This is a genomic window from Staphylococcus simulans, from assembly GCF_002994445.1.
In the GTDB taxonomy this organism is placed as follows: domain Bacteria; phylum Bacillota; class Bacilli; order Staphylococcales; family Staphylococcaceae; genus Staphylococcus; species Staphylococcus simulans_B.
This window is the reverse complement of the sequence record NZ_MRZJ01000010.1, coordinates 24961-41248: the sequence shown is the minus strand read 5'-3', so window position 1 is coordinate 41248 and position 16288 is coordinate 24961. Positions and strand designations below refer to the sequence as shown.

General features: G+C 38.2%; 13 protein-coding genes. 2 read left to right on the top strand and 11 right to left on the bottom strand.

Annotated features, from left to right (window positions below):
* Positions 1–153 precede the first annotated feature (153 nt).
* The 8 genes from cysC to C7N65_RS10750 all read right to left on the bottom strand — a co-directional run bounded on the left by cysC (position 154) and on the right by C7N65_RS10750 (position 10603).
* Positions 154–753: an adenylyl-sulfate kinase gene (cysC, locus tag C7N65_RS10785; protein WP_105994481.1), complete on the bottom strand. Its 600-nt coding sequence runs from the start codon at positions 751–753 to the stop codon at positions 154–156.
* 2 nt (positions 754–755) lie between these two features.
* Positions 756–1964 (bottom strand): sulfate adenylyltransferase, encoded by a 1209-nt coding sequence (gene sat / locus C7N65_RS10780; protein ID WP_415918801.1) that lies wholly within the window; start codon positions 1962–1964, stop codon positions 756–758.
* 6 nt (positions 1965–1970) lie between these two features.
* Positions 1971–2885, bottom strand: a complete 915-nt coding sequence (locus tag C7N65_RS10775; RefSeq protein WP_105994479.1) for a sulfite exporter TauE/SafE family protein — start codon at positions 2883–2885, stop codon at positions 1971–1973.
* Positions 2886–3116: 231 nt separating this feature from the next.
* Entirely contained in the window at positions 3117–3878 is a 762-nt protein-coding gene (gene cobA / locus C7N65_RS10770; protein WP_105994478.1) for a uroporphyrinogen-III C-methyltransferase, read from the bottom strand.
* Between the two features lie 86 nt (positions 3879–3964).
* Entirely contained in the window at positions 3965–5671 is a 1707-nt protein-coding gene (locus C7N65_RS10765) for an NADPH-dependent assimilatory sulfite reductase hemoprotein subunit (RefSeq protein ID WP_105994477.1), read from the bottom strand.
* A gap of 18 nt (positions 5672–5689) precedes the next feature.
* Positions 5690–7525, bottom strand: a complete 1836-nt coding sequence (locus C7N65_RS10760; protein ID WP_199790687.1) for an assimilatory sulfite reductase (NADPH) flavoprotein subunit — start codon at positions 7523–7525, stop codon at positions 5690–5692.
* A gap of 157 nt (positions 7526–7682) precedes the next feature.
* A complete protein-coding gene (locus C7N65_RS10755) occupies positions 7683–8408 on the bottom strand; it encodes a phosphoadenylyl-sulfate reductase (RefSeq protein WP_105994475.1) in 726 nt (241 codons plus the stop codon).
* A 299-nt stretch (positions 8409–8707) separates the two neighbouring features.
* The gene (locus C7N65_RS10750; RefSeq protein ID WP_105994474.1) at positions 8708–10603 is read right to left on the bottom strand and encodes a DUF5776 domain-containing protein; all 1896 of its coding nucleotides are present in this window, start codon (positions 10601–10603) and stop codon (positions 8708–8710) included.
* A 264-nt stretch (positions 10604–10867) separates the two neighbouring features.
* On the opposite strand from C7N65_RS10750, the gene C7N65_RS10745 reads away from it, so the two are divergent.
* On the top strand, positions 10868–11281 hold the full coding sequence (locus C7N65_RS10745) for an NUDIX hydrolase (protein WP_105994473.1): 414 nt from the start codon (positions 10868–10870) through the stop codon (positions 11279–11281).
* 52 nt (positions 11282–11333) lie between these two features.
* Here the strand turns inward: C7N65_RS10745 and C7N65_RS10740 are convergent, their stop codons facing one another.
* The 3 genes from C7N65_RS10740 to C7N65_RS10730 form a co-directional block, all read right to left on the bottom strand.
* Positions 11334–12380 carry a PTS sugar transporter subunit IIC gene (locus C7N65_RS10740; RefSeq protein ID WP_105994472.1) on the bottom strand — a complete coding sequence of 349 codons (1047 nt, stop codon included), beginning with the start codon at positions 12378–12380 and terminating at the stop codon, positions 11334–11336.
* A gap of 288 nt (positions 12381–12668) precedes the next feature.
* Positions 12669–13658, bottom strand: coding sequence for a beta-channel forming cytolysin (locus tag C7N65_RS10735; protein WP_105994471.1), 990 nt, complete (start codon positions 13656–13658; stop codon positions 12669–12671).
* A gap of 1 nt (position 13659) precedes the next feature.
* The gene (locus C7N65_RS10730; RefSeq protein WP_105994470.1) at positions 13660–14652 is read right to left on the bottom strand and encodes a leukocidin family pore-forming toxin; all 993 of its coding nucleotides are present in this window, start codon (positions 14650–14652) and stop codon (positions 13660–13662) included.
* 328 nt (positions 14653–14980) lie between these two features.
* Between C7N65_RS10730 and chrA the strand changes: the two genes are divergently transcribed.
* On the top strand, positions 14981–16138 hold the full coding sequence (gene chrA, locus C7N65_RS10725; protein ID WP_105994469.1) for a chromate efflux transporter: 1158 nt from the start codon (positions 14981–14983) through the stop codon (positions 16136–16138).
* Positions 16139–16288 lie beyond the last annotated feature (150 nt).

The following is a 16288-nucleotide window of genomic DNA, read 5'->3' as shown; positions in this document are numbered from 1 at the left end:
CATCTCCTTGTTGTTCATATTTGCTTACAGTTTTATTATATTTGTTTTTCTGAATATTTAAAAAACTATATCCTGCTATGTGCTTTGAATTTTAAAATCGTCTTACGCATAAAAATATCCATCTGACAGCTGCTTTGCCAGATGGATAAGAATTTAAATAATTTGTTTGTCTTCTAAATATTGAATGATTTGTGCTACCGCATCTTCTACAGAAGTTGTTTCTGTATCAACTACAATTTCCGCATTTTCCGGTGCTTCATACGGTGCATCAATGCCTGTGAAATTCTTGATTTCTCCTGCACGTGCCTTTTTGTACAGTTGTTTCGGGTCGCGTTCTTCGCATGCCGCAACACTTGCTTTAGCGTAGACTTCAATAAATTCGCCATCGTCTAAGATTTCACGTACACGATCGCGGTCTTCACGATAAGGTGAAATGAATGCTGTTAAAGTAATTAAGCCTGCATCTGCTAATAGTTTGCTGACTTCACCGATGCGTCGGATATTTTCTTTTCGGTCTTCAGGACTGAATCCTAAATTATTGTTCAAACCGTGACGGATATTATCACCATCTAAACGATATGAACGCACACCGCGTTCAAACAGTGCTTTTTCAAGTGCAACACTGATTGTTGATTTCCCTGAACCAGAAAGTCCTGTAAACCACAGCACAACACTCTTATGATTGTTTTGTGCTTGGCGTTCTGCCTTCGTTACTTCTGAATCATGCCATGTAATATTTTGCGACTTTGTCATGCTTACGCCTCCTCGTTTTGTTCTCTATGTCTGCGTAATCCGCGAATTAAAACTTCTGCCACCTCTGGACGAGAGAATTCTTCTGGTAATGGTTCGCCGTTACGTAATTTCTCACGTACTTTTGTACCGCTTAAGTGCACATGATATTTCGCATCATGCGGGCAAGTTTTCGCTGTCGCCATATTACCGCATTTTGTGCAATAGAACGCATGCTCAAATTTTAGAATATGAATACCCAACTCATGTTGGTATTTTGAAATTAACTCTTGTGCTTCATATGTGCCGTAGTAATCGCCTACACCTGCATGGTCACGACCTACGATGAAGTGTGTACAACCGTAGTTCAAGCGCACAATCGCATGTAAGATAGCTTCTCTAGGACCTGCATAACGCATCGCTGCTGGATAGATTGCTAAGCGTGCGCGATCTTTAGGGAAGTAGTTTTTCAAGATAACTTGATAGCTTTCCATACGTACATCTGCAGGGATATCATCTGCTTTAGTTTCACCCACTAATGGATTTAATAATAATCCGTCGACTGTTTCTAAAGCTGATTTTTGGATGTATTCGTGTGCACGGTGAACAGGGTTGCGTGTTTGGAAACCTACCACTGTTTTCCATCCTAAATCATGGAACATTTGACGAACTTCGATAGGATCTAATTCGAATTCTTCGAATTCGCTGTGATCTGGTCGGTTCACAAGTTGAATCGGACCTGCTAAGTAAACATTGCCTTTTTCATAGACTTTTTTCACACCTGGATGTGCTTCTTCTGTCGTACCGTATACATTTTGGGCTTCTTTTTCTTTGTCATACGTATACTTTTCTTCTAAAGTCAAAACACCATATAACTTTTCATCTTCGCCGTATAATGCGACTTGATCACCGATTTCGTATTGTTCTGCTTCTGTTTCGCTTACTGGCAATGTAATCGGAATACTCCATAATGTTCCGTCTTCTAAATGTAAGTTATCAACGACATTCTTATAGTCCGCTTCTCCCATAAAACCTGTTAAAGGACTGAATCCGCCGATTGCGATTAATTCTAAGTCCGATAAGCTCCAAGCATTTAAAGTTAATTTTTTAAATGATGCTGCTGCTTCAATTAAAGCATCTCGTTCTGCACCTTCAAGTTGTCGGTTGATCAATTTACCGCCATGCGGTGTACTCGTATATTCTAAAATTTGTGTTGCTGTTGCCAATTGACTCATCTCCTCTTATTGTTTAACTCTTCCTACTTTATTTGGTTCTTTTTTCTGAAAAAAATTGGGTAATCTGCCTTCTTTGCGCAAAATAACAAACAATAAAACTAACCATGCGGCGATAACACCGATTCTTACCACTCCTGAAACTTCACCAGGAACATGGAATGCTTTCATTAAAGTGTTGCTGTTTGTAAAGATAATCAAACCGCCGACGAAAATACCTAACACATTAACTGGGATGACTTTTACTAACCATGCCGCAAAAGGTGCAGCTGCAACGCCGCCGACACTTAATGCCAGTACCAATCCCCAGTTAATAAGATGTAACGGTAAAAAGATTAAGAAACTGATGGATGCAGCAATCGTTACGAAGAACTCACTGATTGAAACACTACCGATGACATGTCTGACGTTAATATCACGACGTGCAAGCAACGCTGATGTATTCACAGGACCCCAGCCGCCTCCGCCGATTGCTGTTAAGAAACCTGCTGTAAACCCAAGCGGGAACATAAATTTATTACTCAACTCTGACCCCTTAGTCAGCTTCTTAACTTGTCTGCGTTTAAAAGCAAATTGCACTAAAATATAAATACCGATTGTAATCAGGAACAAAGCAACGACAGGTTTTACAATACCTGCATGCAAATGGCTGACTACTGCGGCTCCAATGAAAGCCGCCATCGATCCGGGCACCGCTAATTTTAAAATTAAACGTTTGTCTGCGTTTGAAAACGACATGTGAGAGACACCTGATGCTGCTGTTGTCGCAATTTCAGAGAAGTGGATTGTCGCTGATACAATAGCTGGTGCTAAACCGAGCGATAACAAAATCGATGAAGATGTTACGCCGAAGCCCATACCGAGGGAACCATCAACCAATTGTGCAAAAAACCCTACAAGGGCAATAATTAATAGTTTTTTCATTGTCTTTGCTCCTTTCTATCAATAATCAAATACCTTTTTAGGTTTAATCATGATAATTCAAGAGGTTTCCAAATAAAAAGTAAGCTTAACCTCTTGTTGACCTTAATCAATTTTTTACAATTTTCAAATTACTTTTATTTAAAAGCAGAGTTTCGTTATTATTCTTATGTGTTTACAAGGAATTAAAGTTAAGAAATTTCACAAAGTATAATAAGAATACCCCTGCGGATTTTATTGTTGCGCTGCTGCTTTTTCTGTCATCGTTTGGAACCAGCTGATTTTGTCATGCATCTGCACGACTTCGCCTACTACAATCATCGATGGATTTTTAAAGTCTTTTGCGACTTCTGCGATATTCTCAAGTGTTCCGACTGCAGTTTGCTGAACACCGCTCGTACCTTGATATACCAATGCTGTTGGTGTAGCTTTCGGTCTGCCGTGACGGATTAATAATCGACTGATCTCAGGCAATCTGCTGACACCCATATAAATACATAGTGTTTCAGGTCCTAATGCTAAATGCTTCCAGTAATCTTCTTTTAACGTTTTAGCTTTATTGACGCCCGTCACAAATGCAACGGATGAACTGTAATCACGATGTGTTACAGGAATACCTGCATAAGCAGGTGCTGCAATTCCAGATGTAATACCGGGGACGATTTCAAACGGAATATTTTGTTCTGCCAATACTTCCGCTTCTTCCCCGCCTCTACCGAACAAGAAAGGATCTCCGCCTTTTAATCTTGCGACAGTATGTCCTTTGTTCGCGAAACTGACAAGCAATGCATTGATTTCTTCTTGCGGTATGGATAAACCGCTTGGGTCTTTCCCGCAATAAACCAACCTTGTATTCGGCTTCGCATATGCTAATAACGCTTTATTAACGAGGCGATCATATAAAATCACAGTTGCGCTTTCTATCGCTTTAACACCCTTGACTGTGATTAAATCCGGATCACCCGGGCCTGCGCCCACTATATATACTTTCCCCATCCGATCACCTCATTTGTTTATAATGATTGCGATTGAAAGTGTGTACAACAAAACGTACAGCACTTTCTCCCGCAAGTTAAATGTCATTATCTGAAGTCGCGTCCATCTGTCACTTTATCTACAATACCTTTTCGTACGACAAAGTCTCCGAAATGTTCGCCTTCTTCACGTTCTTTGCTGAACTGTTCTAAAATCGGACGAAGACTTTCTAAAATTTCTTCTTCTCCAATATTTTCTTTGTATAATTTATTCAATCTTTCACCGATGAAGCTTCCGCCTAAGTAGAAGTTGTATTTGCCAGGTGCTTTACCGATGAAGGCAATCTCAGCTAATGCTGGACGCGCACATCCATTCGGGCAGCCTGTCATACGAATTGTGATTTCTTCTTCTCTTAAACCGAATTCATCTAAGATATCTTCGATTTTGCTGACAAGTGACGGTAAATAACGTTCAGATTCAGCCATTGCCAAGCAACATGTAGGGAATGCGACACAAGCCATTGAGTTACGGCGTAAACCACTGTAGTTTTTACCGTCTGTTAAGCCGTACTCTTCGATTAATGCATCGATTTCTGGTTTGTCTGCTTTATCGACATTCGCAAATATCAAGTTTTGGTTCGGTGTCATACGGATTTCGCCTTTATGCGCTTGAGCGATTTTTTTGATAGCTGTTTTGAGTTTGAAGTCTTCAGTATCTTTAATACGTCCGTTTTGGATAAATAACGTATAATGATATTTTCCTGAACCTTCAACCCAGCCTAAGCGGTCGCCGTTGCTGTCGAATTCGAAAGGTTTCGCTTCTTCGATTTCCCAGCCTAAACGATTATTAAGCTCTTCGCGAATCCAATCTACACCTTTACGTTCAACAGTGTATTTGAAACGTGCTTGCTGACGATCAGCACGATCGCCGAAGTCGCGTTGAATCGTTAAGATTTTTTCACAAACTTCTGCAGCTTTTTCTTTAGGAATATAACCTAATACTTTACCGACTTGAGGATGCGTTCTTAAATCGTCATGCTTGCTTCCCATTCCGCCTCCGATAGTCACTGTAAAGCCAGTTAATTCATCGTTTTCAACAATACCGATTAAACCAATATCTTGAGAGTAGACATCAATATCATTAGACGGCGGTAATGCAATACCGATTTTGAATTTACGCGGTAAATACGTTTTACCGTACATTGGTTCATGATCTTCTTTTTTAGAATCGATTACTTTCTCGCCATCTAACCAGATTTCATGGTAAGCCGTTGTTTTCGGTAAAAGGTGATTACTGATTTCTGAAGCATACTCATTAATCTCACCATACACATCAGATTGATAAGGATTTGGGTTGCACATGACGTTACGGTTAACGTCACCGCAAGCTGCGATAGAATCTAATACTGCCGCATTAATAGCTTGCATAGATTTTTTAAGATTACGTTTGAAAATACCGTGATATTGCAATGTTTGACGTGTTGTTAGACGGATTTGTTCACCCGCGAAATCATCTGCTAATTTATCTAATTTCAACCATTGTTCTGGTGTTACACGTCCCCCTGGAATACGCACTCGAATCATGAATGCGTAGAGGGGTTCTAATTTTTGTTTGCGTCGTTCTTGGCGCAAGTCACGGTCATCTTGCATATAGCTGCCGTGGAATTTTAATAATTTTGTATCATCATCCGCAATTGCACCTGTAACAGGGTCATTTAAGCCTTCGACAATTGTGCCGCGCAAATAGTTGCTTTCGCCTTTATTGCGTTCTAAATCATCTAAGCCTTTATATAAATCATTGTCATTCTTAGCCATAATTTGCCTCCTCAAAAATTAGTAAACGTCACGTTGATAGCGTTTTTCTTTTTTCAATTCTGCTAAGTACTCTTCCGATTCTTCTTCAGTTAAGCCGCCTTCTTTTTCAAGGACATGGATAATTGCTTGATGTACATCTTTAGCCATATGTTTTTCATCGCCGCAGACATAAATCGCTGCACCATTTCTTAACCACTCGTAGAATTCTGAACTTTTTTCATCAATTAAATGTTGAACATAACGTTTTTCTTCTTGATCTCGTGAAAAGGCTAAATCTACTTTTTCTAACACACCGCTCTTCAACCAATCTTGAATTTCAGTTTGGTAAAGGAAGTCTGTATTAAAGTGCTGATTACCGAAGAATAACCATGTATTGCCTGTTAAATCTAATTCTTCACGTTCTTGAAGTACACCGCGGAACGGCGCAACACCTGTACCTGGACCAATCATGATCACTGGTGTGTTTTCATCAAATGGGAATTTGAAGTTAGGGTTTTTCTTCAAGTACACTTTTAATTTGTCGCCTGGTTCAACACGTTCAGCCAACTGCACGCTGCAGACACCTGAACGGTTGCGGTTATGTGATTCATAACGCACTGCACATACTGTGATATGCACTTCATCTTCATTCGCTTTATTACTGCTGGAAATCGAATAGCTTCTCGCTGGGATTTTTCTTAGGAACTGATGTAATTGATCAGGTTGTAAAGATTCAGTCGGGAAGTCATCTAACAGGTCTAATAAGTCGCGACCATAAATATATTCTTTCACCCATTCGCTGTCCGAAGCTTTATCTAGTAAATCTTCGTTATCAAAGATTTGTGCTGCTGCTTCAATCAGCGGTTTTGTTAATTTTGTAATTTCAAAGTAAGACGTTAAAGCTTCGCCTAAAGGCAATTTGTCGCCTTGTGTATTAATAACAACATCTTTTTCAGCAACCCAATCTTGCATATCGATGAGTTCATCGACTAATTCCGGATCATTTTCCGGCAAGATATTAATAGAATCGCCTGGTGCATATTCATCTCCATAACCTTCTAATGATAATTCAAGGTGATGGATTTCTTTATTAGAACCGCTTCCAGTAAGGTTAATGTTTTCTAATACTTCTGCTTCATAAGGATTTGTTCTTGAATAGATAGGTGCTGATACATCTTGTACCGGTGTTTCTTCGGCATCTTGCACGACTTGTTTCACTTCTTGATCGCCAAGTTCGTTAATAATGTTATCAATCCATTCATTCGCAAGTCCTTCGAAATCAATGTCGCAATCGACACGAGGCAAGATACGTTCAGCGCCTAGTTCTTCTAAGCGTGCGTCGAAGTCTTTACCTGTTTGACAGAAGAATTCGTAAGATTGGTCGCCTAATGCTAAGACTGAGAAGCGTGCACCGTCTAATTTAGGGGCTTTTCGACCATATAAAAACTCATAGAATGAAAGTGCATTATCCGGCGGATCGCCTTCGCCATGTGTTGAAGTCACTATCAATAAATCTTCAACATTTTTCAATTCTTTTGTTTTATATTGGTCCATCTCACTCAATGTTGCATCAAAGTCATTTTCTTTTAATTTACTTTCAAGCAATTCCGCTACCCATTGTGCGTTACCAGATTCAGAACCGAACAGAATAGTAATTTTTCTTGGTTCTACAACTTGCGGCGCTGCAACTGCACCACTTTGCTGAACTGCGCCTGCAACTTGAGGTGCGGGTGCTTCTGCTGTTCCGCCTTGCATGTTCGCTGTTAAATAACCGCTAAGCCAAAGCTTTTGGTCATTTGATAATGTTGATAACGCTTGATTAATAAGTTGTGCCTGTTCATCGTTGAACGGACTATTTGTTGCTGATAAATTCAAGTGTCTTCCCCCCATATTATGGTTGATATCCTTAGTTTTTTAGTAGGAATTATAATCAAAAAAATATATGTTGCGGAATATGATTATTGTTTTAACAACAATAGTTTAATTCCAATGCGTTTACTAAGGATTTGGTTCAAAAAAATTTCAAGTCCTATTATGATTTACGTCCAACATGCAATCCGCATTCGGTTTTCATGTTGTTTTGCCATCTGCCTTCTCTAGAATCTCCGCCTTCAAAAACAGGTGATGTACAAGGTGCACATCCGATACTCGGATAATTTTGATCATGCAGTGTGTTATAAGGTAAATCATTGGATTTAATGTAATCCCAAACATCATCCCAAGTCCAGTGAATTAAAGGACAAACTTTGATAGATTCAAAACGATCATCTTTATTAATAAAGTTCGTATTGCGTCTTGTCGGTGATTGTTCTCTTCTGAGTCCAGATACCCAAGCCGTTTGACCTGTAAGTACTTCTTCAAGCGGTTTGACTTTGCGAATATAACAGCATTGGTTAGGATCTCTTCGCCAAAGGTTGCCGCCGTATTTTTGTGCTTGTTCATCCACTGTTAAGTCAGGTTTTTTCATTATAATGTTTAAATCAGGATATTTTGCTTTCACGCGGTCGATTAAATCATAAGTTTCTTCAAAATGGAGACCTGTATCTAAAAAGACGATACGAGCGTCTGGTTTTACTTGCGAAATTAAGTTAATCAGGACAATGCCCTCTGCCCCGAAACTGCAAGCATATACAATTTCATCTCCGTAAGTATCATATGCCCATTTCAGAACATGATACGCACCTTTTGTTTCATCAGTAACATCCAATGATTCAAAAGGATCTGAGGCGAAGTTTGTATAAGTAATTTTAGAAGCCAATAAAATACTCTCCCCTCATATTATATAGATGTTGTGCCATACAATTCAAATTGATACGATGTTCGAATTGTCAGAAAATAATTATGTATTGAATCATACCGCTTTCTTTTCTCTCTGTCAACAACATCTATAATAATTTACAAAATTAATAATACAGACGAAGAAAATCTTATTTTTATCAATTAAGCCCTCCTTTCTCTTTTCGGATAAAGTGCTTTAAAGCCTGACATGAAGAGGGCTATCGTCTTTAAGCTTCACTTTTCCAATAAAAAAAGGAGTTGGTATAAAAAACCAGCTCCTTAATCAATTGCTTGTACAAAATCACGATTCGCAGTCATATAAATACCATCTGTTGTTTTCAATCGCGGTGTGCCTTTTGAAGAAAAAACAATTTTTTCAATCGATTTTGTTGTACCTTTTTTAATTGCGTCACCCGTCTCATTTTTAAAATTGCGGTCTTCATAACCCTTGCAATTTTTAATTACTTTTACAGCTGACGGGCATGTTATGAAATATTGTTCTGAATCAGTTTCATCTGTTGTTGTTACAAAGTCCTTATTCGCAGTAATAATATTGCCGTCTTCTAAGACTAACCGCGGTGTGCCTTTATGCGAATATTGAATATCTGATACTGACACTAGTTCACCGATTTCTATAGAACGCGCTGCTTCGTTTTTAAATTCTGTATCTTGATAGACTTTGAATTTTTTAATCGCATAAACTCGTTTTGGAATTTCAGTGTAATACTTAGCAGTATCAACAGGTTTTGTTTTTGACTTATCCGCTTTTGTATCTCGAAAGACAAATTCTGTTTTAAAGCTTTGACGATGCATCGGCGGTGCTGTCGCAGCACTCGGCAATGTCATTTGAACCTTACAAGGCTTATAGCCGTCATAAATCAATTGAATATTAAAGTCATAATCTGTATCGAGTGCAGTCGATGGCACGAAAAGCTGATTGCCGTTTATTTCAAATGTTGTTTCTGTTATGACAGACTCGTCTCTTATTTTGACTAATTGCACTGCATTGATTTGTGTCTCTGGTGCTTTGTAAACACTGATCACTTCATAGAAAGTATCATCAATACAATGTGTACCCCCGTATACAGCATACATAGGTTCTGCCAACGGCTTGTATGCTTGCACGCTGTCTGGCAAGTCAAAGTATACTTGTCCGTTATAAACATAATGCGGTGCACGTGCACCTTCGACTAATGCTGAGATAAGTTCATTCACTTGTTCAGATGTTCCTTCTAATAAGCAATAACATACTTTTTCATATTTTTCTTCAGTTAAATAATCTTTAATGTCATAACCCTTTTCTTTTAATACTTCCACAAGTGTTTCGAAAGCTTGATAAAAATGCGGTTGATGCGCACTGTTTAAAAAGCGGCGATTGATGAATAAGCGCGATAAGTAATCTAATTCAACGATTCTGCTGATGACATGTTTGCGCGCAGTCTCAGGGATGTCTAAATCCAGCACTGCTTTTAACACTTTTAAGTTCAGCTCTGTTTTTTCAAAAACATCCGTTTCAGTCACCAGCGATTGATTGGCAGCATATCGATTCACATGATAGACCGTGACATCATTCATCACTGCCTGTTGTGCCAATGCAATGACTTCTGTAAAGAAGAGCTTATCTTCTCCATATTTCATGTGCTCAAACTGAATATTGTTGTCAGTTATTACACTTTTCTTAATGATTTTGCCTGGAGGGCCTACGGCACGAAATATTTTATCTATTTCATAAGGAACTAAGCCTTCTGCCTTTTGATAGGATGCAAAACGCGCAATCTTGCTGATTGAACGATCTTTATGTTTCAGAGCTTGTCCGAATGCGATATCTGCGTCATTCGTAATGACTTGATCCAATAATGTTGGTAAGCCTTTTGCATCCAGCCAATCATCTGCATCTAAAAATGTAACATAGCTGCTTTCGGCCGCATCTATACCCACATTTCTAGGTTGTGCAGGGCTGCCTGTATTTTCTTCTAATGCAATCACACGCATATAATCACGTGAAATTTCATATTGCTGCAGTTGCGACAGGGAATCATCTGTTGATGCATCGTCTATGAAAATTGCCTCTATTTCTGAATGGTTAAGTTCAAGCTCATCAATAGATTGAATACACTGTGCTAAATATAATGTTTTATTATAGACAGGAACGATTATTGATAATTTTTTTGGCAAAACTGTTCCTCCTAGGGTTGTGTCTTTGTATTTGCTATACCTTAACACATTATTGCCTAAAATTCTTTTTTCACACATTTTTATCAAATATATCAATTGATTGTTGCTTACTCTATCGTTTCCAATCTTTAGAAATTATCGCTTTGTTTGCGTTGCTATGTTAAGCTCCATAACTGTACAAGTAAAATAATACTTAATTATCTTCTAGCCTAATTCAAACAAAAAATTCACATCACTTTAAAATAAGAAAAAAGGAGTTTACCTATGCCCCCTTTGCATATACTTTCAGCATCATGTTTAGTAACCAATGACAAAAATGAAATTTTATTAATTAAAAGCCCGAGACGAGGATGGGAAATGCCCGGCGGTCAAGTAGAAAACGGCGAAACCATTACAGACGCTGCAATACGTGAAGTTAAAGAAGAAGCCGGCGTCAACGTTGAAATTACGAAATACTGCGGTGCGTTTCAAAATACCAATCATTCCATTGTGAATCATTTATTCCGCGCTGAGTATGTCAGCGGCAGCCTTACAACCAGCGAAGAAAGCTTGGAAGTCGGTTTCTTTTCGTATGAACAAGTCATGCAGCAAGTCACATGGGGCAATTTCAAAACACGTATCAATCTCTGCTTAGACGACACGCAACATCCGTTTATGGTCTCTTTTGAAGAGAAATAAAAAAACAGCACCATAGCAAACTAATTTTGCTACGATGCTGTTATATTCAACATTATTTTGTTTTTGAATTTTTAAGGATTTCAGATTCATACCCTAAAACTTCACTGTTTCTGATCGGATAATTTCTAAATAAATAAGCCATCACAAATCCGACAATCAAACAGATGACCGCTGCGATTGCAGCGTACTTCAACACTTCAAGTGCCGGGTTGAACCCAAACATAACGAGTATACCTGGTGTCGGAGCTGCCGTACCCGGCGCATTGTTGATAAGCCCTGAGTAAGCAATGACCATTCCGGCCATCCCTCCGCCGATAAAGTTTGTGACATAAATCGGAACCGGATTCGAAGAAACCAAATCCGCTTTTGATAATGGTTCAATCGCAATTGAAATCACTGATTTTAAATTACCGATTTTCAAGCGGTGCAGCAACGTTGTATTCATGAAACTTGACGCAAAAGCTGTTAATGCTGCAACAGCCATTGGTGCGCCTGTCAGACCTAACATAGCTGTCAGTGCCATTGAACTTAATGGCGACGTTCCTACCACCGTCACAATACCGCCAAGGATTAATCCCATAAGTAATGGACTTGTATTCATTGCTGCATCAATAATGCCCCCGATTTTCAGCAATGAACCGTCAACCAATGGTGTAAAGCCTACACCTAATAATCGTGCAATCGGAATACAAACAATTACTACAATAATAAAATCCATGCCATTTGTAATTTTCTTTTGAATAAAGCGAATTACAAATGACATTAAATACGCAGCAAATAGTGCAGGAATCAACCCGATTTCCGCAAAAGATACTGCTAATAATGCTGAGTTTTGCGCATTGATCTTTCTAGATAATGCAACTAAGAATGCAACAATGACCCCACTCAATGTGCCTGCTAACTTCCCAGTTTCTTTCAAGAATTCAACGTTAAGAATGTCCCCCAACACATAACCTTGAAGTGCTTCCACTAAGAAAGTCGCAATTGCCGCTGTTGCTAAAGCCCCCATGACTGCACGCCCATCCGGCGCGTAATACGTAAACAAAGTAAAAAAGACTAAAATGAGCAATAATAAGCCCGTACCGATTAATATATCTATTTTCCACAGCCCCTTTATATACTGTATTCATTCAAGCTTATCCCTTTTATCCTATAAACGCAAATGTTGTTTTCTTTATAGTATGAATTTTCAAACAGTTTTAAATAAATACTTAGTTTTAAGTAAAACCTCTGAAATATTTTAAATATTATAGAGTATATGAATACAAATCATGTATTTTTGATGATGCGATCAGCCAAACTATCACCATTTTGTTTTTGTCATCTCAATCAGAAAGCAGGACTCCCAAAAACTGCTGCTAAGGTAAGTCCTGCGCTATATTGCTTATTATTCTGCTTTAATGAATTTCACACTGTGTGTTTCCCAATCAATTTCATAAGTCGCTGTCATAGCTTCTTTAGCTGTATTCTTTTTGTTATAACCAGACCAGTAAAATGTTTTCCACTTGATTAAATAGTCATCCATATTTCTTTCGTATTTTACTTTAATTCTAGATTTATCTTTATCATCATAATCATGAGAAAAGACGGTTAAAAATTCAGGGTTGAATGAACTTGCGATCAATGACGGCAATTGGTTAGAATCCACAAAATTCTTCCCTGCATTTGCTCGGCTGGTTCTGTTTTTCAAAAACAGCTCATTACCATATGAACTTTGGATATCATTGTATTTTTCTCTGTTATAAGGTCCATATCCATTCACATTAATATTATAGGCTTCTACACCCCAAGCAATATCTTTTGGAGAAGTAGGTTGTTCTAGGAAGGTACGATAAGCATCTTGCTTATATTTTACAGATTCATTAAATGTATACTTCCCGTTCAAATTAGCGTCACCGCCGCCACCCTTCAGATTGAGACCGCCTCCGATATTCAAACCGATTGTCTCTGTCACTTCTCGCGACTCATCACTGTTGCGCGGCGCATAATCAATAATGGCTGTGGAGTCTGTTTTCGGCAACGTTACAGATACTTTATATTCGCCCGGCCAGCGCTTTGTACTCGTATATACCGCATAAGGATCTAATATATGTGCACCACTCGCAATATTACCCGCTGTTTTCAACACTACTGTTTCTTTATCATAGCTTTCATCTTTAATGAAATTAAACTGCAGACTTTGTGTAATATGTTTTTGCGTGTCGCTTGCAGTTGCTGTACGTTTATAAATCATTGAGTCTGATGCTACTTTTTGCTGGCCTTCATCTTTTATCACTGCTTGGATATGCCCATCAGCCTTGGCAGTTTGCGTCTGAGACAATATAGACGCCGTTAACAATGTACTTAATGTTAAAACTTTAAATGCTTTCTTGCCCATCCTATTCACCGTCTTTTTCTAAAGGTGCTTGCCCTATCTTTTCTGATTCTTGATTGATCATTTTCACCTTTTTCTTTTTCCAATCAATTTCATAGGTTACTTTATAAGTATTTCCTGAAATATTTTGATGATACAGGTTCATTTGCGGATACTTATCAAAGTTATCGTTATAATATGCCGCATCAATTTCATCATTCTTACGTGAATATGTCACTGTGATTTGTGTTTTTTTGTTCTCTTTATCGTTCGATAAATAAGTTAAGAAATCTGGATTAAATCCGCTTCTCACTAGCGAAGGCAACGTCGATTTCCCCGCAAAGAATGTCGATGGACGCTTTTCATCACGTTCTTCTCCATCATTATGGAATAAATTCATATCCCCGCGTGCATTCATATGACCGTTATAAAACAAACTGTTCGCAACAACATTCCAACCTACACCTTGATTGCTCGTATTTCCATTTAACAGTGTTCGGTAATTGGTTTGTTTATAGTTGATTGTTTTACTATAGTTTTGACCGCCATTGATATTTCCAGATTGATTGCTGGAAATGGAACCACCGATGTTATAACCGAATGTCTCGGTCACATTGACGCTTTCAATATTGTTCTTCGGCAGATAATCTAATATCTCTGTTTTCGGATTGTCCTTCACATCGACACGTACACCAAATTCTCCGGGATATCTCATCTGGCTGTAGAACAAGAAGCTTTTGCGATACTTCCCATATTCTAATTGGGAAGCAATATTCCCTTTGGTACGGACAACTAAAGCATCTTTGTCGTATTTTGGATCCTCAATAAAGTCAAAATGCACCAGTTGTGTGAAACCACCATCAAAATCACCGCCGACTTGCGTACGTTTAACAATTTTACCGTCTTTACCAATTTCATCTTGTTTAATATCTGCTGCGAGTGCCTCAGTGGGCATGAATGTACCTAAAATTAAAGCTGATGCTGGAATTAATGTCGCAGCTATTTGTTTCCAATTCATGATGCATCACTCCTCTTTTTCTTTTGTTGTGACTTTTCGATTTAATTATATCTAAAATTCTCAACTTAAAAATTAATAATTAATTATAATTTGTTAATTATGGTTAATATTTCTTTCACTGAAATGTCATGTTTTCTAAATCCATACGTCATACAATCTGTATATTGGAAATTAAAGAAAGCAAGTTACGTTACAGATGAGACCTAAAGAGGGGAAATTTAATATTCTTTACACATATACCGCATAAATCTTTACATTCCATCAATATAATAGAGCATAATGCGTCCAAAAATTATAAGTTGAGCCTGTAATGAATAAGGAGAATAATATGTATAATTATGTAAATATTTTTATGGTTGCCTTAAAACTCGGTGTCTTATCCTTTGGGGGTCCGACTGCACATTTAGGCTACTTTTATGATGAATATGTAAAGAAGCGCAAATGGCTGAATGAAAAAGAATACTCTGATTTAGTTGCGTTGTGCCAGTTCTTGCCTGGACCTGCAAGCAGCCAAGTCGGTATAGGTATCGGAACGATCAGAGGCGGTGTCTTAGGAGGTATATTAGCCTTTCTCGGTTTTACAATGCCTTCTGTTATTCTATTAATGCTGTTTTCAGCACTCTTTGTGAATGGCAATGCCCACTTTACATGGATGCAAGGTTTAAAGTTAGTCGCAGTAGCGATTGTTGCGCAAGCAATACTCGGTATGGGCAAAAAATTAACTAATACAAAAACAACGATTATGCTGGCGATGTTTGTATTGGCACTCACATTATTAATCAACAATATTTATATACAAGTTATTGCACTTTTGATAACAGGCATTTACGGTATTGTATTTCTTAAGCCTACTTCTGTCTCAAAACATGACTCAAAAGTCTTTTATTTACCTAAGAGGGTCAGCGTTATTTCTCTTTCTTTATTTGCGGGCTTGCTGGTTGTGCTGCCTGTCTTAAGTGCAGCTACACAAAACATATGGATAAGAATGTTCGATAGTTTCTATCGTTCTGGTTCTCTTGTATTCGGCGGCGGTCATGTAGTATTGCCTTTATTAGAAAAAGAATTTGTACCGCAAGGCCTCATTTCTTCTAATGATTTCATCACAGGTTATGCGGCTTCTCAAGCAGTCCCAGGACCTTTATTTACATTTGCATCCTATATCGGTACATCAATCGGCGGTATCGGCGGCGGACTTCTCGCAACCTTCGCAATATTTTTACCTGCCTTTTTACTTTTATTCGGTGTCTTACCGTTTTGGGATCGTCTTAAATCAAATATTTATGCAGAAGGGTTCTTAAAAGGCATCAGTGCGGGTGTCGTAGGTATCTTAATCGCCGCATTCTATCAGCCGATTTGGACATCTACTGTTAAACAACCTTTAGATTTTACATTGGCAAGTATTCTTTTCGTTCTACTCACCTATTTCAAACTCCCTTCTTGGTCGATTGTTTTAATAGGTATCGCAATTGGATTATTGTTTTATTAACTCCGAATATATGCATTCAATAGCTTTAAATGTGCCTATTTTAGCAAGGGTAACAACATGTTATTTTCATATAGGTTAAATAATCATGATTAAAAAAGCGATGGCATAACCAATACACCTAAAAAGAGCCCGATAACTACTGCGAATAGT

Coding starts and splice junctions, on each gene's coding strand:
- cysC (WP_105994481.1), bottom strand. CDS start 753: ATGACAAAGTCGCAAAATATTACATGGCATGATTCAGAAGTAACGAAG.
- sat (WP_415918801.1), bottom strand. CDS start 1,964: ATGAGTCAATTGGCAACAGCAACACAAATTTTAGAATATACGAGTACA.
- C7N65_RS10775 (WP_105994479.1), bottom strand. CDS start 2,885: ATGAAAAAACTATTAATTATTGCCCTTGTAGGGTTTTTTGCACAATTG.
- cobA (WP_105994478.1), bottom strand. CDS start 3,878: ATGGGGAAAGTATATATAGTGGGCGCAGGCCCGGGTGATCCGGATTTA.
- C7N65_RS10765 (WP_105994477.1), bottom strand. CDS start 5,671: ATGGCTAAGAATGACAATGATTTATATAAAGGCTTAGATGATTTAGAA.
- C7N65_RS10745 (WP_105994473.1), top strand. CDS start 10,868: ATGCCCCCTTTGCATATACTTTCAGCATCATGTTTAGTAACCAATGAC.
- C7N65_RS10735 (WP_105994471.1), bottom strand. CDS start 13,658: ATGGGCAAGAAAGCATTTAAAGTTTTAACATTAAGTACATTGTTAACG.
- C7N65_RS10730 (WP_105994470.1), bottom strand. CDS start 14,652: ATGAATTGGAAACAAATAGCTGCGACATTAATTCCAGCATCAGCTTTA.
- chrA (WP_105994469.1), top strand. CDS start 14,981: ATGTATAATTATGTAAATATTTTTATGGTTGCCTTAAAACTCGGTGTC.